Raw genomic sequence first — 21,076 nt, 5'->3', positions numbered from 1 at the left:
GGCCGCCGTCACGCCGCGGCCCGGGAGAGCGCCGGTGTCCACCCGCGGCGAGGGCTCCGTCTCCACCCACCGGGGGACGCCGCCTCCCCCGTGCCGGAGTCCCTGTCCCTCGCGGTACGCCTCCGCTTCCACCCACGGGTGGAGGGCGCAGGTGGAGGGCACGGCGGGAGAGCACGGGGGACGGCTGGGGGGAGAAGTCCTCAGCCCGGGGAGCCGGAGGAGAAGCGGCGCAGCAGCGGGGAGAGGACGAGCACCGATTTGGTGCGCTCGACGAAGGGCTCGCCCGCGATGCGTTCGAGGACCCGCTCGAAGTGCCTCATGTCGGAGGCGAAGACCTGGACGAGGGCGTCGGCCTCCCCGGTCACGGTGGAGGCGGAGGCGATCTCGGGGTAGCGGGCGAGGCCGCGCTCGATGGCCTCGGGCGAGGTGTTGCTGCGGCAGTACAGCTCGATGAAGCCCTCGGTCTGCCGCCCGAGCGCCGCCGGGTCCACCCGTACGGTGAAGCCGGTGATCGCCCCGGTGGCCCGGAGCCGGTCCACCCGCCGTTTCACCGCGGGCGCGGAGAGGCCGACGAGCTGGCCGATGTCGGCGAAGGAACGCCGGGCATCCTCGGCGAGGGCGTGCACGATGCGTTCGTCGAGTTCGTTCAGTGGCACCAGGGGTCGTTCATCTCTGTGCGGGGCGCCGGCGGTGCGGAAGGCGTCCAGGGTGGCGCCGCGTCCCTGGTCGCAGGGGCAGTAGAACACGCGCGCCCGGCCGGGAGGTTCCGGCCGGGCGGCTCACGCCCCGGCGGCCGCGCGCGGGCTGCGGGGCCGGGGCCCTCGGGTCCGGCCCCGGCGCCGGAGTCCTCGGGTCCCGCCCCCGTCGGCGCCCTCAGGTCCAGCTGGCGTGCAGCGGCTTGCCCTCGGCGTATCCGGCGGCGCTCTGGATGCCGACGATGGCCTTCTCGGCGAACTCGGCGAGCGAGTCGGCGCCCGCGTAGGTGCAGGAGGAGCGCACCCCGGCCACGATCGAGTCGATCAGGTCCTCCACGCCGGGCCGCTCCGGGTCGAGGAACATCCGGGAGGTGGAGATGCCCTCCTCGAAGAGCGCCTTGCGGGCGCGGTCGTACGCGGACTCCTCCGAGGTGCGGTTGCGCACCGCGCGGGCCGAGGCCATGCCGAAGGACTCCTTGTACAGGCGTCCGTCGGGGGCCTGCTGGAGGTCGCCGGGCGACTCGTAGGTGCCCGCGAACCAGGAGCCGATCATCACATTGGAGGCTCCGGCGGCCAGCGCCATGGCGACATCGCGCGGGTGCCGCACCCCGCCGTCGGCCCAGACGTGCTTGCCGTGCTTCCTCGCCTCGGCCGCGCACTCCAGGACCGCGGAGAACTGCGGGCGGCCCACCCCGGTCATCATCCGGGTGGTGCACATGGCGCCGGGTCCGACGCCCACCTTGACGATGTCGGCGCCCGCCTCGATCAGATCGCGTACCCCGTCGGCGGCGACGATATTGCCCGCGACGACCGGCACCCGCGGGTCGAGGGCGCGCACCGCGCGGACCGCGGCGAGCATCGACTCCTGGTGCCCGTGCGCGGTGTCCACGACGAGGGTGTCCACCCCGGCCGCGAGCAACTGCCCGGCCTTGCCCGCCACATCGCCGTTGATCCCGACCGCGGCGGCGATGCGCAGCCGTCCCTCGGCGTCGGTGGCGGGCGTGTACAGGGTGGCCCGCAGGGCGCCGCGGCGGGTGAGGATGCCGGCGAGCCGGCCCTCGGCGTCCACGGCGGGGGCGTAGCGGCGGTTGGCGCCGTCCAGGCGGTGGAAGGCCTCGCGCGGGTCGATCCCGGCGTCCAGGAGCAGCAGGTCCTTGGACATCACCTCGGACAGCTGGGTGAAGCGGTCCACGCCGGTGAGGTCGGCGTCGGTGACCACGCCGAGCGGGCGGTGCTTCTCGTCGACCACCACCCCGGCGTTGTGGGCCCGCTTGGGCAGCAGCGCCAGCGCGTCGGCGACAGTCTGGGTGGGGGCGAGCACGATCGGGGTGTCCAGGACGAGGGGGCGGCCCTTGACCCAGGAGACCACCTCGGCGACGACCTCGATCGGGATGTCCTGCGGGAGCACGGTCAGTCCGCCGCGGCGTGCGACCGTCTCGGCCATCCGGCGCCCGGCGATCGCGGTCATGTTCGCCACCACGAGCGGGATGGTGGTGCCGGAGCCGTCCGGCGAGCTGAGGTCGACGCCCTGCCGGGAGCCGACGGCGGAGCGGCTGGGCACCATGAAGACGTCGTCGTACGTCAGGTCGTACGGGGGACGGATGTCGTTGAGGAAACGCACGTGCTGCACATCCCGGTGGATCAGAGGTGGCCCCCGGACAGGACAGCCAGGGGGAAGAGCACGTACCTCATTCTCCCACGCCGGGCCCGGGACCTGGCGTCCCGGAGAATCCTCCAGGGCCGGGCCGGGACGGCTGGTGCGATCAGCCGAGGGCCGGCCCGGCACCCCGCGTCCTCACCCGGCGGCGGATACGCGGCGTCGTGCGGCGGACGCGCGGCGTCAGGCGGGCCCCAGGGCGAGGGCCACGGTCAGGGCGGCGTCCTGCCGCGCGGCCTCGCCGAAGATCTCCTGCGCGGTGTGCCACTCCCCCGGGGCCGCCCGGGCGAAGTCCCCCCAGCCGGTGACGAGCAGCAGCCGCCCGCCCGCGCCGCCGGTGAGGGCGGGGCTGTCGGTGAGGCTGTCGGCGAGCGCGTCCCAGTTCCGCCCGAACCAGTCGGGCAGCGCGAGGGCGCTCGCGCAGCGGTCCATGAAAGCGGACTTGCCGCGCACCCCCGCCAGGTCGAGCCGGACCGCGCTCCAGCCCGCCTCGGCCGCCGCGGCCGTCAGGGACTGCTCGGTCATCTCGGCACCGCCTCTCAGAACACTTTGTGCGCCTCGGTCTCGTACGGGCCGTGCCCCGAAGTCACCGGGCCGCGGCTCCCCCGCCCCGGTTCAGTCGCCGTCCGGGTCGGTCCTGGCGAGCGCGGACCGCGGCGCGGAGCCCGCGCCGAGCAGGAAGTCGGCCGCGGCGGTGTCCGTGACCAGGCTGGTGACCAGGCCGGAGCGCAGCACCGCGTCGATGGCGCCGGCCTTGCGCTGGCCGCCCGCGATCGCCACCACCTCGGGGATGCGGCGCAGCCGGTCGGCCTCCACGGTGATGCACCGCTCCCCCAGGTCGCGCCCGACCCGGCGGCCCTGGGCGTCGAAGAGGTGCGCGGACATCTCGGCGGCGACGCCGAGCGAGGCGTAGTGGGCCCGCTCCTCGTCGGTGAGCATGTCGTGGACGGTGGAGATGCCGGGCTCCCAGGAGCCGATCGAGACGCAGGCCACGGTGACCTTGTCGAAGTACTCGAAGGCCCGGGCGATGCCGGTCTGGTTGCGCAGCGCCGCCGCGGTCGCGCTGTCCGGGAGCAGCATCGGGGCGTAGATCGGGTGCGCCTCGCCGCCGGAGACCTGGGCCGCGCGGCGGACCGCCTCGACGGAGCCGCGCTCGGCGGTGCCCGCGTCGTAGACCCCGGTCAACTGCACGACGGTGCACGGCGGCAGGCGGTCCAGGGCCGCCGCCATGTGGATCGTGGAGCGGCCCCAGGCGAGGCCGAGCACATCGCCCTCGGTGACGAGTTCGCCGAGGAGTTCGGCCGCGACCTCGCCGAGGTTCTCCGGGTCGGGCGACTCCTCGGCCTCGGCCGGCGACTCGACGACGACGGCGTGCCGCAGCCCGTAGCGGGAGCGCAGGGCGTCGGAGCGCTCGGCGTCGAGTTCGGCGGGCACCCGGATCTCGATCCGGACGAGGTCGCGTTCGAGCGCGGTCTCCAGGACGCGGGCGACCTTGAAGCGGCTGACCCCGAACTCCTCCGCGATCTGGATCTTGGACTTGCCCTCCAGGTAGAACCGACGGGCCATCGCTGCTGCCTGTACCAGCTCAGCAGGCCCCATCCGCATGGCTGAACGCCCCCCTGACGTGCCAGACACGGCGGTCTCCTCACTGCTTGTCACACTGCGGGTTCGCGGTTCATCCTCGCAGATCCCGCGGGGTCGATCAGCCGCGGCGAAGGGCGTTCACATTCCCGTGGCCCGGCCGTGACTCAGTGGCCGTGGGCCCAACTCGCCGCGGCGGTCGCCTTCTCGGCCTGCTCGCGCAGCGCCCGTACCGCCACCGCGGGGTCCTCGGCGCCGTAGACCGCGGACCCGGCGACGAAGACATCGGCCCCCGCCTCGGCGCACCGCTCGATGGTGGCCGCCGAGACGCCGCCGTCCACCTGGAGCCAGAGTTCCAGGCCGTGCTTGCCGATCAGCTCCCGGGTGCGGCGGATCTTGGGCAGCATGATGTCGAGGAAGGCCTGGCCGCCGAAGCCGGGCTCGACCGTCATGATCAGCAGCATGTCCAGCTCGGGCAGCAGATCCTCGTACGGCTCGATCGGCGTCGCGGGCTTGAGCGCCATGGACGCCCGCGCGTTCTTGGCCCGGATCTCGCGCGCGAGGCGCACCGGGGCGGCGGCGGCCTCCACATGGAAGGTGACCGAGTCCGCGCCGGCCTCCACGTACTGCGGGGCCCAGCGGTCGGGGTCCTCGATCATCAGATGCAGGTCCAGCGGCGTCGAGGTGGCCCGGCTGAGCGACTCGACCACCGGCACGCCGAGGGTGAGGTTGGGGACGAAGTGGTTGTCCATCACGTCGACGTGCAGCCAGTCCGCGCCTGCCGCGGCTGAGGCCTCCTCCGCCAGGCGCGAGAAGTCGGCGGAGAGGATACTGGGGCTGATCTGAACGGCCATGGTGCCAAGACTGCCACGGCCGTGGGCCGCGGGTGTGGGCGGTGCCCCGCTCACCGCGCCGGGCGGCCGCCGCAGGACGCACTCGGGGTCCACTGCGGGAGCGGAACCCTCGTCCGCCACCCGCCCGGCCGAAGGACGTACATGGCCCACGCACCGGAGCAGCAGGTCCCGGCGGCCAGGAGCCGCTGGGCACGGCTGGTGTGCGGCAGGCGCACCAAGTGGCTGACGGTCCTGCTGTGGCTGGTCGTCATCGTGGCCCTGGCCCCGCTGGCGCAGAAGCTCACCGACGCGCAGGACAACGACTCCCAGTCCTGGCTGCCCGGCAGCGCGGAGTCCACCAAGGTGCTCGACGCCTCCAAGGACTTCCGCGCCGAGAACATCCCGGCGGTGGTGATCTACGCCCGCGAGGGCGGTCTCACCGCCGCGGACCGGGAGCGGATCACCGAGGCCGCGGCCGAGGTGAAGCCGCTGCGGGACCACGGCATCCGGGGCTGGGAGTCCCGGGGCCCGGTGTACGACAGGCCGCGCGACCCGCAGGCCGCCCAGCTCTACATCCCGATCACGATGAACGAGGAGAGCTGGGAGCGGATCTCGCCCGCCGTGGACTCGATCCGGGACGTGACCGGCCGCAGCGGCGACGGCCTCTCGGTGCACATCACCGGTCCGGGCGGCACCTCCGCGGACTTCTCCAAGGCCTTCGCGGGCATCGACTCGACCCTGCTGCTGGCCGCGCTCGGCGTGGTGATCGTCGCCCTGCTCATCACCTACCGCAGTCCGACCCTGATCCTGGTCCCGGTGATCTCGGTGCTCGGCGCGCTGCTGACCGCGCAGGCGATCATCTATCTGCTCGCCGAGCACGCGGGGCTGACGGTCAACGGCCAGAGCGCGGGCATCCTCACCGTGCTCGTCTTCGGCGCCGGTACGGACTACGCCCTGCTCCTGGTCGCCCGCTACCGGGAGGAGCTGCGCCGCCACCACGACCGCCACGAGGCGATGGCCCTGGCCCTGCACCGGGCCGGACCCGCCGTCCTGGCCAGCGGCTCCACCGTCGTCATCAGCATGCTGGTGCTGCTCTTCGCGGAGATGAACTCGACCAGCGGGCTCGGCCCGGTCTGCGCGATCGGTGTCGCGGTGGCCCTGCTCGCGCTGCTCACCCTCTTCCCGGCGCTCCTCGTCATCTTCGGCCGGTGGATCTTCTGGCCGGTGATCCCGCACGAGGGCTCCGCGGAGCCCACCGAGCGGGGCCTGTGGGCGCGGATCGGGCAGCGCATCGACCGCAGGCCGCGCACGGTCTGGGTGGTGACGGCCCTGGTCCTCGCCGCGCTCTCCTTCGGCATCATGCAGCTGCGCGCCGCGGGCCTGTCCAACGAGGACGCCTTCACCGAGACCCAGGACTCCACCACCGGCCAGAAGATCTCGGCGCGCTACTTCCCGGCGGGCAGCGGCGATCCCCTGGTCGTCCTCGCCGACGCCGACCGGTCCGCCGAGGTCAGGCGCGCGGTGGCCCGCACCGAGGGCGTCGACCCGGCCTCCCTCGGGACCCCGCCGGGCACCGCGCGGGTCGAGGACGGGCGGGTCCTGTTCGAGGCGACGATGACCGACCCCTCGGACAGCGCCGCCGCGAAGCAGACCGTGGAACGGGTCCGCGACGCCGCCCACGCGGTACCCGGCGCCCAGGCCCAGGTGGGCGGCGGCACCGCCGCGCTGCTCGACGCCGACAAGGCATCCACCCGGGACAACAAGGTGGTGATCCCGCTCGTCCTGGTGGTGGTGATGCTGGTCCTGACGGTCCTGCTGCGCGCGCTGGTGGCGCCACTGGTCCTGATCGCGACCGTGGTGCTCTCCTACGCGGCGGCGCTCGGCATCAGCGCGCTCGCCTTCCGGCACCTCTTCGACTACGCGGGCGAGGACACCTCGTACCCCCTCTTCGTCTTCGTCTTCCTGGTCGCCCTCGGCATCGACTACAACATCTTCCTGGCCACCCGGATCCGCGAGGAGACCCGGAGACGGGGCACCCGCCCGGGCACCCTGACCGCCCTCGCGGCGACCGGCGCGGTGATCACCTCCGCGGGCCTGGTGCTCGCCGGCACCTTCGCGGCGCTCGGCACGCTGCCGGTCACCGGCTTCGCCGAGATCGGCTTCGCGGTCGCGGTCGGCGTGCTCCTCGACACCTTCGTGGTCCGGTCCGTCCTGGTGACCTCGCTCTTCCTCGACCTCGGCTCCCGGGTCTGGTGGCCCCACCGCCTCTCCCGCGCCCACCCGGAGGAACGCCCGCAGCAGGGCGCGCTGGACTGAGGCGGCCTGGGCTGAGACGGACTGGCCCGAGCCGCCCCGGACCGAGACGGACTGGTCCGGGGCGCCCCGGACCGAGACGCCCTGCCGACCTCCGGGTACGCGTCGTACGTACGGCCGCGGTGTCCGCGGTGGTGTCCGGCGGCGCGGTGCCGGGGCCCCGCTCAGTGCGGGACCGGCACCACCGCGACCGGGCAGTCGGCGTGGTGCAGGGCGACATGGCTGGTGCGCCCGAGCTGGAGGCCGTGCGCCGACTCGCCGCGGGGGACGGCGAGGACGAGCAGGGCGGCCTCGGCGGCGGCCTCCACGAGGACCAGCGGCGGCGGGCCCTGGACGGTCTGCGCGCTGACCCGGACCTCCGGATGCTCCCCGCCCGCCTCGGCGAGGGCCATGCCGAGGCGCCGCTCGGCCCACTGCCGCTCCGCGGGCCCGGCCGCCCGCGCGCTCCCGGCCGGGGCCCGCCAGGCACGTACCGCGACCAGTTCGCCGCCACGGCGGGCCGCCTCCCCGAAGGCGAACCGCAGCGCGGCCACGGCGCCGGGCCCCTCGCCGACGCCCACCACCACCGGCCGGTCGGTCGCCTCCCGGTTGCGTGCGGTGCCGCGGGCCACCACCACCGGGCAGAGCGCGCGGGCGGCCACCGAGAGCCCGACCGAGCCCAGCATCATGCCGACGATGCCGCCGTCCCCGCGGGGCCCGACCACCAGCTGCGCGGCCCCGCGCGCCTCCCGCAGCAGCACCTCGACCGGCTCACCGGCCTCGGTGACGGCACTGAGCGGGACCTGCAGCTGCCGGGTGCGGGCCCGGGCCAGGGCGGTGCCGAGCAGCTGGTCCGCGTAGGCGTGCTCGTCGGGGCGGCGCCGCCCGGCGGCGGGCAGACGGCGCGCGTAGTGCTGCCACAGGGAGGCGTAGACGATCCGCAGCGGCAGCCCGGTACGGGCCGCCTGGTCCACCGCCCAGTCGACGGCCTGCCACCCACCCGCCGAACCGTCCACCCCGACCACCAGCTGCCGCACCCCCGGCCGGTACGGATCCGCGGGGCGGCCCGCGAAGGCCGAACGGGCGGGCGGCTGCTGCCCGTTGGGGGTACGGGGCGGGGGCGCGGGGGCGTTGCCCGTACGGGGTTGGGGCTCACGGCCGTTGCCCGTACGGGGAGGAGGCTCGCGACCGCCGCTCGCCCGGGGAGGACGGCCCTGACCGCTGCCCGTGTCACCGTCGCGCGTACGGGCAGCGGAGTCCGGCCCGTCGCCGGGGCGGGGCGGGACTGCTGCTGCGGCCGTGCTTGCGGTGATGCGGATCAGCTCCCGATCGTCAGCACCTGGTCCGCCGCCGGACGGTCCGTGGGCGGGGCGCCGCGGCGGAACGCGGTGATTTCACCGTGCCTCACCCGGGGCGGTCGGCGCCATAGCCAGGACCGATCAGGGTTTTCGCCCGGCTTGTGCATCCGGCTCGCGCGCGGACCATCCTGGAGTGGGGGCCCCGGGCCGTACGGCCGGGAGGACCGGCGCGGGAGCCGGGGCAGGAAGCACGCCGCGGGCTCCCGGGGGGAGAGAGCGAGGCATGGCCATGAACGCGGACATCACCGTAGGTCTGGACGGGACCCCGGAGTCCCTGGCCGCGGCGGACTGGGCGGCCCGGGAGGCGCGGGCGCGCGGTGCGGGCCTGCGGCTGCTGCACGCCTGGGTGCTCCTGGAGCCCGAGGGCGCACCCGGCGACTCCCGGACCGGCGTCGCGGAGGAGGACCGCAACCACTGGGCGAAGAAGACCGTCACCGACGCGGAGCACCTGCTGGAGGAGGCGTACCCGGGGCTCCCGCTCAGCACCGAACTGGTCGCCGCCGACCCGGAGTCCGCGCTGCTCGACGCCGCCCGGGAGTGCGCGCTCCTGGTTCTCGGCTCCCAGGGCCTCGGCCGGACCGCCAGCTATCTGCTCGGCGCCGTCGCCCTGCGGGTGGTCGCACGCTCCGCCGCCCCGGCCGTCCTGGTCCGCGCGGAGCCCGCCGAGGGATCCGCGCCCGTACCGCACGCCGGTCCCGCCGACACCTCCACGCCGTCGACCGGGCCAGGGGCGGGCGGCCTCTCCGCACGGCCCGACGACCTCAGCGGCCTCGGCGATCCGGACGAGCCCGGCGGGAGGGATCCGGCCGGCCGGACCACCCCGGCCGTACTCGTCGGCGTCTCCCCGTACGAACCGGCCGCCGCCGAAGTGCTCGACTTCGCCTTCGCAATGGCGGACCGGCACTCGGCACCGGTGCACGCCGTGCACGTGCGGCAACTGCCCGTACCGATCTACGCGCAGGGTGATCCGGCCCTCGCGCCCGCCCTGGTCGAGAAGGCCGTGAACGGTTCGCGGGAGCAACTCCGGGCGGCCCTCGCGCCCTGGCGCGACCGGTACCCGCGGGTGCCGGTGCGCGAGACGGTCCGGCCCGGTTCGGCCGCCCGGATCCTGGTCGGCGAGAGCGCCGGGGCCCGGCTGCTCGTGGTCGGCCGCAGGCGCCACCCGGCCCGGCTGCGCCCGCGGCTCGGGCATGTGGTGCAGGCCGTCGCCCACCACGCGCCCTGCCCGCTCGCGGTCGTCCCGCATGACTGAGGACGGGGAGTGAGGGGCCTCGGAGGTAGCAGGGTTTCCGGGGCGGGCGCGGGTCCCGGCCCTCACCCGCCCCGGACGGGGGTCCCGGGCCCTCGGCTCATCAGGGCGCCCGGTCCCGCTCATGGCTCGCCGCACCACCGCCCGCTGCCTGCTACCTGCTACCCGGTCCGGGCCGCGTACCGGCGTACGACCCCCTCCAGGTAGTTCACCTGCGTCCCGCCGAGACCGGGCAACTCGGCGGGGGAACGGACGAAGGCGATCCGGTCCAGTTCCGGGTCGCGGCCCCGCGCCCGCTCCGAGGCGACCAGGGCCGCGAAGCGCTCACACAGCAGTCGGGCCGGGCGGACGGGGGCGCGGAACAGGAGCCCGAGGGCACGGCCCGGGGCATGGGTGAGCAGCCACAGCGACAGCTCCTCGGGCGGGGTCAGGAGGCCGGTCTCCTCGGCCAGTTCGCGGGCCGCGTGCCGCCGCAGGGTGTCGAGGTCCAGGGGCTCGGTTCCGGCCGGTGGTTCGGCTCCCCCGCCCGGCAGTTGCCAGCGGCCGGGGGCGGCCGTCGAGGAGGACATCCGCCCCACCACCAGGCTCCCGTCCTCGGCGGGCTGCACCACGCCGACGAAGAGCGAGGGCAGCACGGTGGCGCCGCCCACCCGGCGCAGGGCGTGGATCCGGTACGTCGCCCTGGTCCAGGTGACGACCAGGCGGCCCGGCCCCTCCCAGTCGAGCCCCGCCGCCCCGCAGACCGGCCCGTCGAAGAACCCGGGGTTGGCGCGGACCGCCTCCTCCCAGGCGCGGTCCATGGCCTGCCGCTCCCCGGGCGGCAACCGGAGCGGGGGCCCTTCGACGAAGCGGATCCCCCGCACCTCCAGAAGATCCACCGGGCCGGAGGGCGGCGGCAGTTGCTCGCTCATGGGGGCATGCTTCCACGCGCCGCACGGCAGTCGGCGCCTCTCGCCTCTCGACGCCTGACGCCACTTGGCGCCGCACGCCTCTCGGCACTTCACGGCACTCGGCGTTCTCGGCCACCCGGCGCTCTCGGCCACCCGGCGCTCTCGGCCACCCGGCGAGGCGTCCGGACCCCGGCTCAGGACGACGGCCGGTCCCCGCTCAGGCCGTCCTCCGCAGCAGGGCCAGATACATCGCGTCGGTCCCGTGCAGATGCGGCCACAGCTGTACGTCCGGGCCCTCGCCGAGGGAGGGGACCGAGGGGAACAGGGGCCGTGCGTCGAGGAGTTCGGTGGTGCCGTCCTTGTGCACGTCGTCCACCACGGCGCGGGTCTCGGCCAGGTGCGGTGAGCAGGTGGCGTAGCCGACGACGCCCCCGATCCGTACCGAGGCGAGCGCGCTGCGCAGCAGGGCACGCTGGAGGGGCGCGAAGCCCTCCAGGTCCTCCGGCCGGCGCCGCCAGCGCGCCTCCGGGCGCCTGCGCAGCGCCCCGAGGCCGGTGCACGGCACGTCCATCAGCACCCGGTCGAAGCTGCCGGGCGCCCAGGGCGGGCGGGTGCCGTCGGCCGTGACGACCTGGTACGGGCCGGGGTTGCCGGCCAGGGCCTTGGCGACGAGCCCCGCCCGGTGCGGCTGCTTCTCGGCGGCGAGCAGGCTCGCGCCGCGCTGGGCGGCGAGCCCCGCCAGCATGGCCGCCTTGCCGCCGGGTCCCGCGCAGCCGTCGAGCCAGCGGGTGTCGCGGCCTTCGAGCGGGGCGGCGGCCAGGGCCAGCGCCACCAGCTGGCTGCCCTCGTCCTGCACGCCCGCCCGGCCCTCGCGGACCATGTCGAGGGCGCCGGGCTCACCGCCCTCGCTGAGCCGCACGGCATAGGGCGACCAGCGCCCGGGCAGCCCCTGCTCCTCCCCCAGCGAGTCCAGGACCTCCTCGGCCGTGACCCGTCCGGGCCGGGCGGCGAGGGTGACCTCGGGGCGGTCGTTGTCCGCCTCCAGAAGGTCCTCGATCCCGGCGCGGCCGCCGCCGAGCGAGTCCCACAGCGCGGAGACGATCCAGCGCGGATGGGAGTGCACCACGGCGAGATGGTCCTCGGGGTCGTCCTCGTACGGCGGCGCCACCCGCTCCAGCCAGCCGTCCAGGTCGTACCGGGCGATCTTGCGCAGCACGGCGTTGACGAACTTCGCCCTGCCGTCGCCGAGCACCACCCGCGCCAGCTCCACGCTCGCCGAGACCGCGGCGTGCGAGGGGATGCGGGTGCCGAGCAACTGGTGCGCGCCGAGCGTGAGGACGTCCAGGACCGGCGGGTCGACCTCCCGCAGCGGCCGGTCGACGCAGTCCGCGATCACGGCGTCGTAGGTCCCCTGGCGCCGCAGCGAACCGTAGACCAGCTCGGTGGCGAGGGCGGCGTCCCGCGCGTCGAAGTCGCCCTTGGCGCGGGCGGCGCGCAGCAGCGGGGGCAGCACGAGGTTGGCGTAGGCGTCGCGTTCGTCGACGGCGCGCAGGGCCTCGAAGGCGAGGATCCGCACCGGGTCCTTCTGGGGACGCCGATACGGCTTGGCGGACTTGCCGGGGCTGCTGGACTTGCCGGGCTTGCCGCTCTTACGGGGACGCCGGTCGGGCTGGTCGTTCAAAGGTGCTCCGCTGCAGGATGGCCGCCCGGGAGCCTGTCTCCCGGACGCGGGCCCGCCGGGGTGGCGGGCGGATTCGTCAGACGCTCCAGCCTAGGGCCTGCCGGACACCGCGCGCCCGCCGTACGACGCCGTGCACGCGCCCCCGCCGCACCGGGCGCCGCGCGGCCGCCCCCCGGGCGAGGACGCGCGGTGGACGAAGGCCCTTGGACGCGCGGTGTCCGAGGGCCCTAGCGGAGCGCGTCCGGCGCGCCCACCCGCTCGTCCGCCGCGATGCGCACCCCGCGGGCCCAGTCCGGCGCGCGCATCGGCTTCTTGCCCTGCGGCTGGACCCACAGCAGCTCGACGGCGTACGAGCCGGTGCCCACGTACACGTTGTTCTTGCCTGCGGACAGCTCGCCCGGTGCCAGGTCGGTGTGGGCGGGGGCGGGGATCGCCTGGATGAGTTTGAGGCGCTCGCCGCGGAAGACGGTCCAGGAACCGGGGGCGGGGGTGCAGCCGCGGACCAGCCGGTCGACGCGGAGCGCGGGGGCCCGCCAGTCGATCTCGGCGTCCTCCACGGTGATCTTCGGGGCCAGGCTGATCCCGTCGGGGGGCTGCGGCACGGCCTTCAGGCTGCCGTCCGCGATGCCGTCCATGGTCGCCGCGAGCAGTCCCGAACCGGCGAAGGCGAGCCGGGTCAGCAGGTCGCCGCTGGTGTCGGTGGGCCGGATCCGCTCGGTGACGGTGCCGTAGACCGGGCCGGAGTCGAGGCCCTCCTCGATCAGGAAGGTGGAGGCCCCGGTGATCTCGTCGCCCGCCATCAGCGCGTGCTGCACCGGGGCGGCGCCGCGCCAGGCGGGCAGCAGGGAGAAGTGGAGGTTGACCCAGCCGTGCGCCGGGATGTCGAGGGCGACGCGCGGCAGCAGGGCCCCGTAGGCGACGACCGGGCAACAGTCGGGGGCGATCTCCCGCAGCCGCGCGAGGAAGTCCTCGTCCTTGGGCCGCCCCGGCTTGAGCACCTCGATCCCGGCTTCCTCGGCGCGCTGGGCGACCGGGCTCGCGACCAGCCGCCGCCCGCGGCCCGCGGGGGCGTCGGGCCGGGTCACGACCGCGGCCACCTCGTGGCGGTCGGAGGCGAGCAGGGCGTCCAGTGCGGGTACGGCGACCTCGGGGGTCCCGGCGAAGACGAGCTTCATGGGTGGAGTGCGGCCTCTCGGGCGGAGCGTGACGGGCAACTCCCCAGTCTATGGGCCGGATGGACCGCCCGCCGCGGGGGCGTGCGTCCCGCCGCGCGCCATCCGCATATGCCCACGCGCCCCCTGGGCGTGACCATGGCGGGGGTGGCGCGTTGGTCAAGGAAGAGTTGACCAAGGGGTGCCTACGCGTACGCATCCCATCCGCTTCAACGCCGGTTCGAGAGGCTTGTTCATGGCCGACCACGCAACGCACGACGCCCAGGCACGGGCCAGCCTGCATCTGTTGGTGCGGGACATCGAGCGGGTCCGCCGGCAGGTGGACGCACTGCGCACCCTCACCGCCCAGTTGGGCAACGTCTACCGCCCGCGCCGCTCCGGGCCCTCCACGGGCTTCGTCGTCTACGGGCGGGCCCCGGCGCCCACCGTCCGCCTCGCCCAGGAACTCCGGGACAGCGTCGAGACCCTGGTCACCGCCGCCGTCGACTTCGACCGCTCGCTCGGCTTCTCCTGGGACGCGGTAGGCTCCGCGCTCGGCGTCACCAAGCAGGCCGTGCACCGGCGTTACGGTTCCCGGCGCGCCGCCACCACCCAGCCCGTCCCCGTCGACTCCGAGCACCCCGCGGAGACCCCCGCACCGGTCACCGTCGCCCAGCCGCTGCCCACGGTCCCGGCCGCCCGCACCATGCCGCCCCAGCCCTCGGCGGGCCCCCTGCGCGAGGAGCCCCGCCGCCCGCTCCGCGAGGACCAGCAGCCCCGCCCCGGCGCCTTCCCCGGCCCCCGCGGCGGCTGAACCAACCGTCCACGGCACCTGGTTGAACCATCCACGGCTGAACCATCCACGCACCGGACCCGGCTGCGTCAACCACCCACAGGACCACGGCAGTTGCGCCCCTCACGGGCATGCGGTGAGGGGCGCCGTTGTGTCGGGGCGGGGTCTGCCCCCTCAACTTCAGAAAGGTGTGGGCCGCTCGGCATCGGATGCGTGGCGAACAGCCGGAGAGTCAGTGCGTGGCGTACGGCCGGAGAGCCGATGGACGACTGCCGCACGACCAGAGCCGGGGGACGGACGGCTGAAGACCGCCCGGCAGCCTGCCCGAGATGTTGTCCGGCGATCGTCGACGGCCCACCGGGTAGCCGTACGCCAATCATCGGCCCCCGGTGGGAGTTTCCTCCCTCCTCACCCGATGTCCGGCGGATCCACCCGGATCCGTACCGGCTCCGCCCCGCTCCCGCCTGACCGCGCCAGGCGTCCCGCCTGCGCCGTCTTCAGTGCCGCGGCGAGGGCGGCGCCGCTGCCCGGCGGTACCCGGATCAGGGCCCGCTCCCACTGCTCCCCCGGCGGCGGGGCCCCGGTCCTGCGGGGCCGCGCGGGATCGGTGACCGGCAGCGGGACCGGCCCCAACAGCTCGGCGTCGGCGGGGAGTTCGGCCTCGCGCAGGAAGGAGGCCACCGCCTGCGGGGCGCCGGAGACCGCGGCCATCCGGGAAACCGGGGGGAAGCCCAGCTCGGCCCGCTCGCCGAGTTCGCGCACCGCGTGCCCCACCGGATCCCAGCGCACCAGCGCCTGTACGGGACGCAGCCCCGGCTCGGCGACCACCACCACGGTGCCGCCCGCCTCCTGGCCCCGTACCAGCGCCGCCGCGCCGATCCACCGCCGCAGTGCCTCCTCCCCCGCCCGCAGATCGGGCCGCCCGAGCAGCGCCCAGCCGTCGAGCAGCAGCGCGGCGGCGTAGCCCCCCTCGGCCACCGGCTCGGCCCCCGGCGTGCTGACCACCAGCGCGGGCGAGTCGGGGACCGTGTCCAGTACGTGCTCCCGCCCCGAGGTCCGCACCGGCACCGCGGGAAAGGCGCGGCCCAGCTCCTCGGCGGTCCGCCGGGCCCCGACGATCTGGGCCCGCAGCCGGAAGGCCCCGCACTCCTGGCAGTGCCAGCGCGGCTCCGGCCTTCCGCACCAGGCGCAGTGCAGGGCGCCGTCCTCGCGGGCCTGGAGCGCGCCCGCGCAGTGCCGGCAGCGGGCGGGCGTACGGCAGCGTTCGCAGGCGAGCTTGGGTACGTAGCCGCGCCGGGGCACCTGCACGAGCACGGGCCCGTGCCGGAGCCCTTCCCGCGCCGCCTGCCAGGCGAGACTCGGCAGCCGCGCGGCGCGGGCCGCCTCGTCCCGGGCCAGCTCGGCGTCGCCGACCGTGCGGATGAGGGGAGCGGCGCGGCGCACCTCGGCCCGCTCGGCCGTCAGGGGCTGCGCCCAGCCGGTGGAGACGAGCTGGGCCGCCTCCACCGTGCAGCTCCAACTTCCCAGCAGGAAACCGCATTTGGCGTGGGCGGCGCGCAGCAGCAGCACCTCGCGGGCGTGCGGCTGGGGGGCGTGCTGCTCGCTGTGGCTGCCGTCGCCGTCCTCCCAGAGGGCGACCAGACCGAGGTCGCGGACCGGGGCGAACATCGCGGCCCGGGTGCCGATCACCGCCCGCACCGAGCCCCGGTGGACGGCGAGCCACTCCCGGTAGCGCTTGGCGGGCCCGGCGTCCGCGGTGAGGACCGAGTGCCGCCCCTCGCCGAGCACGGCCCGCAGGGCGGCGTCCAGCCGTGCCACCGCGCGGCCGTCGGGCAGGACCACCAGCGCCCCGCGCCCGGAGGCGAGCGCGGCGGTCACCGCGAGCGCCAGCTCGGCCGCCCACTCGGGACCCGGCAGCGCGGTCCACACCGCACGCGGCGACTCACCGGCACCGAGCGCCGCCACGAAGCCCGGCCCGCGCGGATACCGCTCCCAGCTCCCGGCCCCGGGGACCCCGGGCGGCGGCAGCGGCTCGGGGGAGGCCTTCTTCTCCGCCTGTGCGTTGCGCGGCGGAACGGCGAGCTGGAGCACATCCGCGACGCTGCCCGCGTATCGGTCGGCGACCGCGCGGGCGAGGCCGAGCAGCTCGGGGCTGAGGACCCGCTCCGGCGACACCACCTGGGCGAGCGCGGCCAGCGGCCCCTGGTAGTCGGACTCGGCCCGCCGCTCGACCAGGAAGCCGCCGACCAGCCCGCCCCCCTCGCGGCGCCCCTTGTGCACCTGCCCCTTGCCGGCCCCGAACCGGACGCGCACCCGCACCCCCGGCTGGGCCTCGGCGTCCAGCTCCTCCGGGATCGCGTAGTCGAAGTACCGGTCCAGGTGCAGCGCCCCCCGGTCCACGAGCACCCGGCCGACCGGCAGCTCCGGCGCCAGCGCCGCCCCCCGCCAGGTACGCGGTTTCGCCCGCGGCTTCTTCGCCTCCCGCACACTCTCCCGAATCAGCGCAAGCTGCTCCGGCGGCGCCCCCTTCCCGCCCCGCTCCTCCTGCTCGTCCCCGCTGCTCACACAGGAATTCCTACCAGACGGAACGGACAGCACCGGAGTTGTCCACAGGCCAGCGACGAGGACGGGAGGCCGTTGTCCACAGACCTGGCGCCCGCTCCGTACGACCTGGCTGAATGTGCACCCTCGACATCGCGAACGCTCTGGGGTTCGCTTCCGACCCGGATGAAGTGGAAACAGGAAACTCCACCGATCTCCTTGCACCTGCTATCACCACCCGACGACTCTTGCTTGGCCGCCGGGTTCTCCGCGGAGCCGGCGACCCAGAACCATGAGGGGGTAGGAGTGCTGGACAGACCGCCCGTCTTCGGGGCCGAACTACGCCGCTTACGGCTGGCAGCGGGCATGACCATCGAACAGCTGGCACGGTCCGTTCACTACAGCAAGGCACAGATCAGCAAGGTCGAGACGGGTCGCAAACAGCCGACCACCGGCCTGGCCCGGCTCTGCGACGCGGCCCTCGGTGCGGACGGCGAACTGCACGGTCTCCTCGACGACGACGCCCCTCCACCGGCCGAGGCAGAGCGACGCGGCCGCAGGGATGCCCCCAGCAGGCGCCAGTTGGTCGCCGTGGGAGCCGCCTCCGTACTCGGGGTACCGGGCCTCGCCCGCCCCACCTCCGGTCGGCCCTCCTCCGCCGGGCACGCGGACGACGGGAGCCTGGCCAGTGCCTCGCGTGCGCTCTTCGACCAGTACCGGCAGCTCGGGCAAGTCGCTCCGGCGCAGGCGGTCCTGCCCGGCCTGAGCGCACAGACCACCGCGCTGAGCGAGCTGGCCCACGCGAGCGCCTCCACCACCGCACGCGACCTTTACGCGCTCTCTTCCCGGTTCGCCGAGTTCACCGGCTGGATGGCGCAGGAGGCGGGAGACATACCCTCCGCCCTGCGCTGGACCGATACGGCCGTCCAGCTCGCCCAGGCTGCGGGAGAGCCGGACCTCCGCCACTACGCGCAGGTCCGGCGCGGACTGGTCGCCTACTACGCGGGGCGGGCGGCGGACACCATCGGTCTCGCGCGGTCGGCCGAGTCCGGCGCGCTCTCTCTTCGCGTCAAGGGTCTGGCCGCCCAGCGGGAGGCGCAGGGGCACGCACTCGCCGGAGATCACACCGCCTGTTTCCGGGCACTTGAACGAGCCGGACGCCATCTCGCGGCGGATGCGGGCACTGCCGGGGAACCGGTGATCGGCACGACCAATCTGCCCGATCCGGCGGCCATGGTCACTGCCTGGTGCCTCCTGGACCTCGGCCGCCCCGGTGAGTCCGCCCGGATCTTCGACCGGGAGTGCGCCAGGATCCCGCCGCACGCCACGCGCACCCAGGCACGCTATGGCACCCGTCGCGCCCTGGCCCATGCGCAGGCAGGCGAGATCGACCTCGTCTGTTCTCTCCTGCCGTCCCTGCTCGGCCCCCTGGCGTCCGCCACGTCCGCGACGGTGCTCCTCGACGCCCGCAGGCTGAACCGGACCCTCGCGCGCTACCGCAGCAACCCCGCGGTGCGCGAACTGCTGCCGGAACTGGCCGCGTCTCTGCACGGCCTCCCGGGCTGAGCGCTCCTGCTCCTCCCCTCCCGTCCGCCGTACGAGCCCTCTCCGTCCTCCGCCGCTCCGTCATCCACTCCGTCCGAAGGGTCTCCTCGCCATGCCTCCTGTCTTCGTCAATTACCGCACCGGTGACGGCGAACACCTCGCCACCGTGCTCTTCCAATCCCTGAATGAACGATTCGGCGAGGGAACCGTCTTCCGTGCCAGCGACTCGATCAGAGCCAGTCAGACCTACGAGCAGGAACTGCTGCGAGGAGTACGGCGCGCCTCGGTCCTCCTCGTCGTGGTAGGCCCGACCTGGGCGAGCGCGCCCCAGCTCCACGACGAGACCGACTGGGTCCGCAGAGAGATCCTGGAAGCCTTCGCCTGCGGGATACCGGTCATCCCGGTACTGGCGAGCATCCGCGTCAAAAGGCTACGGAGCGATGAACTACCTGCACCGCTCAAGCAATTGGCGGGGCTCCAGTCCGTCCGCTACGACACCAACAGTCGCGATGCCAGCCTCTCGCACCTCCTGGACGAGCTCCTCTACGTCGTCCCCGAACTGAATGAGACACAGAAAGACGACTCACGGAGCGGGACGGAGCGGGGAAGCACGTCCAACACCGTGAGCGGAGGGCATCAGGGCTTCGTCATCCAGGGCGGCGGCGAGGTGTCCGGTGACATCCAACAGAACACCTTCGGCAACGTCCAGGGACCCGTGCACACCGGCAAGGGCGATCAGAGCATCCACCATCATCTGCCCGGCACGCACGTCTCCCACGGCAAAGGGGCCACCCACTTCTCCGGCGACAACAACGGCTGGATCCAGCCGAACACGGACGGTGGGCAGCCCGCAGAGGGCGAGGAGCAGTGAGCGATTCGCTCCGGACGGACATCGGGCAATCAGGGCCAACCCACACCGGCCCCGGAACACAGAACGTCTTCTACGGTGCCCGGTCCACCACCTGGGATCCCAGGCCACTGGCAACGGACCACCTTGAACGGCTCGCCGAGCGCTTCGTCGAACCGGCGGCGTACCGCGAGGCCCTCAAAGTCTTCCGAGAACGTGGCACCGTCCTACTCAGGGGGAATGCGGGCAGCGGCAGGACCGCCACCGCGCGCATGCTCTTACACGACAATCGACGGCTTTTCACCACGCTGCGCGAAGTCCTGCCGGAGACCGAAGACGGCAAACCCGGACTCGGCTCGTACATGCTCGGCGAACGCGAGGGACTGCTCCTCGACCTGTCGGAGCTGGGGCCCACGCTGTGGGAGAGCGTGGAGAAGGACCTGCCTGCTTTCCACCAGTCGGTACGAGAACGGCGCTCGCGCCTCGTGGTGGTGTTGCCGTCCAGCGAGGGTCAACGGACCGCGGACCCCTTCCTGGAGGAGCATGCAGTCGATCTCCTGCGTGCCGAACCCCTTGACGTACTGAACCGGTCACTGGGGCTGGTCGACGATCCCTCGCTGCCGCTTGATCCCCCACCGGAGGAAATTCTCGGATTCCTCAAAGGAGTCGAGCGGCTGAACGACGTCGCCTACCTCTCGGTACTGATCAGCCAGTACCGGGACCGCGATCCGGCGAACGCGGCCGTCGAGTGGTGCCGTTCAGCGGTAAAGGTATTGACGCAACCGCCGCGGGTACCCAGCAAGATGGAATTTGCCACGGCACGGCAGAAGGCGCTGCTGTTGTCCACGGCGGTCCTCGACGCGGCTCGGCCGAAGTCCGTGCACATCGTGTGCGAGAAACTGCTGGACAAGACCTCACACCAGGAGATCTCCGTACCGCTTCTGGACCGCACCGACCTCTCCACTCAGCTCGACGAGATAGGGGCAGTGCACGATGCAGACGGTCGAGTCCGGTTTAAAGAACCGGATTTCGCCCAGGCTGTCCGCAATCACTTCTGGGACTACACGCCCTGGCTGCGGAACGAACTGAAGGACTGGATCACAGAGTCCGTGGCCGAGCCTGTCCTCGACGCCCAGGAGCGATCAGCACTCGTGGCGTCCATGGCGGAAGAACTGGCACGCTCGCAAGAGCCTCACACCACGCTGTGGCAGTTCTCCCTTCAGCTGGCAGAGAGTTCGCTGCCGGAGGCGCGGCAGGCAGCGGTGGAGGCGATGGGATGGGGCCTCGCACACCCCTCGTGGGCCAGGGGGTTCAGCCGTCACCTGTACGACTACGCAAAGACAGCCTCCCTGTCCGAGCCCCTTCGCGGGGTGCTCATCGAGGCATGCCTCGGGCCCCTCGCCGAGCGCTTCCCGGATCAGGCACTGGTCCGACTACATCATCTCGCCCGCCGACTGGACAGCGCGGGAGCGGCCACGCAGGCTCTGCGCTCCCTGACCGCGGGCAATCCCCGGCTGTGCGGCTTCGCACTGGAGCGTCTCGCCCGAGGTATGAAACGGAACCAAGCGGAGCGGGACACCCAGCTCCTAATGGAACTGTCCACCCCAGGTGATCTGTTGAGCCCTCCTGGGAACGCTCAGCCCCTGCTGCTGTCTCGCGTGGTACGCCAGTGCCTCTCCCGATGCTGGCGCGTCCTCCTGACATGCAGGCCCCCCGCGGACTGGACCCCGGCTCTTCGTGACTGGTTCACCACCATCCACCAGTCACCCACCGGCCACGCGCCCCTCTTCCTGGATCTCCTCATGGCCGCCTGCCACGGGCACCCGGACGCGTACGGGCTGCTGTACCGAGCGGCACGCCACCACCCGATCCGCCCTCTGCTGCGTACTCGCCTCAACGACGCACGCGCCTTGTCCTTCTGATCGCCGGCCTCCGACGTGTCTTCCCGGGAGTTTGCTATGAG

General features: G+C 73.9%; 16 protein-coding genes. 6 read left to right on the top strand and 10 right to left on the bottom strand.

Annotated elements, in window-relative coordinates:
- Positions 1-200: 200 nt before the first annotated feature.
- The 5 genes from MID12_RS29285 to rpe all read right to left on the bottom strand — a co-directional run bounded on the left by MID12_RS29285 (position 201) and on the right by rpe (position 4,787).
- On the bottom strand, positions 201-656 hold the full coding sequence (locus tag MID12_RS29285) for an Lrp/AsnC family transcriptional regulator (RefSeq protein ID WP_168541794.1): 456 nt from the start codon (positions 654-656) through the stop codon (positions 201-203).
- 217 nt (positions 657-873) lie between these two features.
- Positions 874-2,325, bottom strand: a complete 1,452-nt coding sequence (locus MID12_RS29280; RefSeq protein ID WP_040255121.1) for a GuaB1 family IMP dehydrogenase-related protein — start codon at positions 2,323-2,325, stop codon at positions 874-876.
- Positions 2,326-2,535: 210 nt separating this feature from the next.
- Positions 2,536-2,877, bottom strand: a complete 342-nt coding sequence (locus MID12_RS29275; RefSeq protein WP_052482689.1) for a barstar family protein — start codon at positions 2,875-2,877, stop codon at positions 2,536-2,538.
- Between the two features lie 90 nt (positions 2,878-2,967).
- Positions 2,968-4,011, bottom strand: a complete 1,044-nt coding sequence (locus MID12_RS29270) for a sugar-binding transcriptional regulator (protein WP_040255120.1) — start codon at positions 4,009-4,011, stop codon at positions 2,968-2,970.
- Between the two features lie 89 nt (positions 4,012-4,100).
- On the bottom strand, positions 4,101-4,787 hold the full coding sequence (rpe, locus tag MID12_RS29265) for a ribulose-phosphate 3-epimerase (protein ID WP_040255119.1): 687 nt from the start codon (positions 4,785-4,787) through the stop codon (positions 4,101-4,103).
- Positions 4,788-4,928: 141 nt separating this feature from the next.
- Between rpe and MID12_RS29260 the strand changes: the two genes are divergently transcribed.
- Positions 4,929-7,082 carry an MMPL family transporter gene (locus MID12_RS29260; protein WP_263171997.1) on the top strand — a complete coding sequence of 718 codons (2,154 nt, stop codon included), beginning with the start codon at positions 4,929-4,931 and terminating at the stop codon, positions 7,080-7,082.
- 161 nt (positions 7,083-7,243) lie between these two features.
- Here MID12_RS29260 and MID12_RS29255 read toward each other — a convergent pair whose 3' ends face one another.
- The gene (locus MID12_RS29255; protein WP_263171995.1) at positions 7,244-8,095 is read right to left on the bottom strand and encodes a universal stress protein; all 852 of its coding nucleotides are present in this window, start codon (positions 8,093-8,095) and stop codon (positions 7,244-7,246) included.
- Positions 8,096-8,639: 544 nt separating this feature from the next.
- Between MID12_RS29255 and MID12_RS29250 the strand changes: the two genes are divergently transcribed.
- Positions 8,640-9,668 (top strand): universal stress protein, encoded by a 1,029-nt coding sequence (locus tag MID12_RS29250; protein WP_263171993.1) that lies wholly within the window; start codon positions 8,640-8,642, stop codon positions 9,666-9,668.
- A 158-nt stretch (positions 9,669-9,826) separates the two neighbouring features.
- Here MID12_RS29250 and MID12_RS29245 read toward each other — a convergent pair whose 3' ends face one another.
- The 3 genes from MID12_RS29245 to fmt all read right to left on the bottom strand — a co-directional run bounded on the left by MID12_RS29245 (position 9,827) and on the right by fmt (position 13,411).
- Positions 9,827-10,576 (bottom strand): NUDIX hydrolase, encoded by a 750-nt coding sequence (locus tag MID12_RS29245; protein WP_263171991.1) that lies wholly within the window; start codon positions 10,574-10,576, stop codon positions 9,827-9,829.
- A gap of 196 nt (positions 10,577-10,772) precedes the next feature.
- Positions 10,773-12,236: an RsmB/NOP family class I SAM-dependent RNA methyltransferase gene (locus MID12_RS29240; RefSeq protein ID WP_040255116.1), complete on the bottom strand. Its 1,464-nt coding sequence runs from the start codon at positions 12,234-12,236 to the stop codon at positions 10,773-10,775.
- A 227-nt stretch (positions 12,237-12,463) separates the two neighbouring features.
- A complete protein-coding gene (gene fmt, locus MID12_RS29235) occupies positions 12,464-13,411 on the bottom strand; it encodes a methionyl-tRNA formyltransferase (RefSeq protein WP_040255115.1) in 948 nt (315 codons plus the stop codon).
- A 232-nt stretch (positions 13,412-13,643) separates the two neighbouring features.
- Between fmt and MID12_RS29230 the strand changes: the two genes are divergently transcribed.
- Positions 13,644-14,201, top strand: coding sequence for a hypothetical protein (locus MID12_RS29230; RefSeq protein ID WP_040255114.1), 558 nt, complete (start codon positions 13,644-13,646; stop codon positions 14,199-14,201).
- Between the two features lie 387 nt (positions 14,202-14,588).
- Here MID12_RS29230 and MID12_RS29225 read toward each other — a convergent pair whose 3' ends face one another.
- Complete coding sequence (locus tag MID12_RS29225; RefSeq protein WP_263171987.1) at positions 14,589-16,745, bottom strand: primosomal protein N'; 2,157 nt, start codon at positions 16,743-16,745, stop codon at positions 14,589-14,591.
- A gap of 162 nt (positions 16,746-16,907) precedes the next feature.
- Between MID12_RS29225 and MID12_RS29220 the strand changes: the two genes are divergently transcribed.
- From MID12_RS29220 to MID12_RS29210, 3 genes are all read left to right on the top strand, one after another.
- Positions 16,908-18,287, top strand: a complete 1,380-nt coding sequence (locus MID12_RS29220; RefSeq protein WP_411577017.1) for a helix-turn-helix domain-containing protein — start codon at positions 16,908-16,910, stop codon at positions 18,285-18,287.
- Positions 18,288-18,378: 91 nt separating this feature from the next.
- The gene (locus tag MID12_RS29215; RefSeq protein ID WP_263171983.1) at positions 18,379-19,137 is read left to right on the top strand and encodes a toll/interleukin-1 receptor domain-containing protein; all 759 of its coding nucleotides are present in this window, start codon (positions 18,379-18,381) and stop codon (positions 19,135-19,137) included.
- Positions 19,134-21,035, top strand: a complete 1,902-nt coding sequence (locus MID12_RS29210; RefSeq protein ID WP_263171981.1) for a hypothetical protein — start codon at positions 19,134-19,136, stop codon at positions 21,033-21,035. Before MID12_RS29215 ends, MID12_RS29210 begins: the two co-directional genes overlap by 4 nt.
- Positions 21,036-21,076: the final 41 nt, after the last annotated feature.

Source organism: Streptomyces sp. SCSIO ZS0520 (genome assembly GCF_025643355.1).
Lineage (GTDB): Bacteria > Actinomycetota > Actinomycetes > Streptomycetales > Streptomycetaceae > Streptomyces > Streptomyces physcomitrii.
Note: the sequence above shows the minus strand (reverse complement) of the source record. Positions and strands in the feature narration are given on the sequence as shown.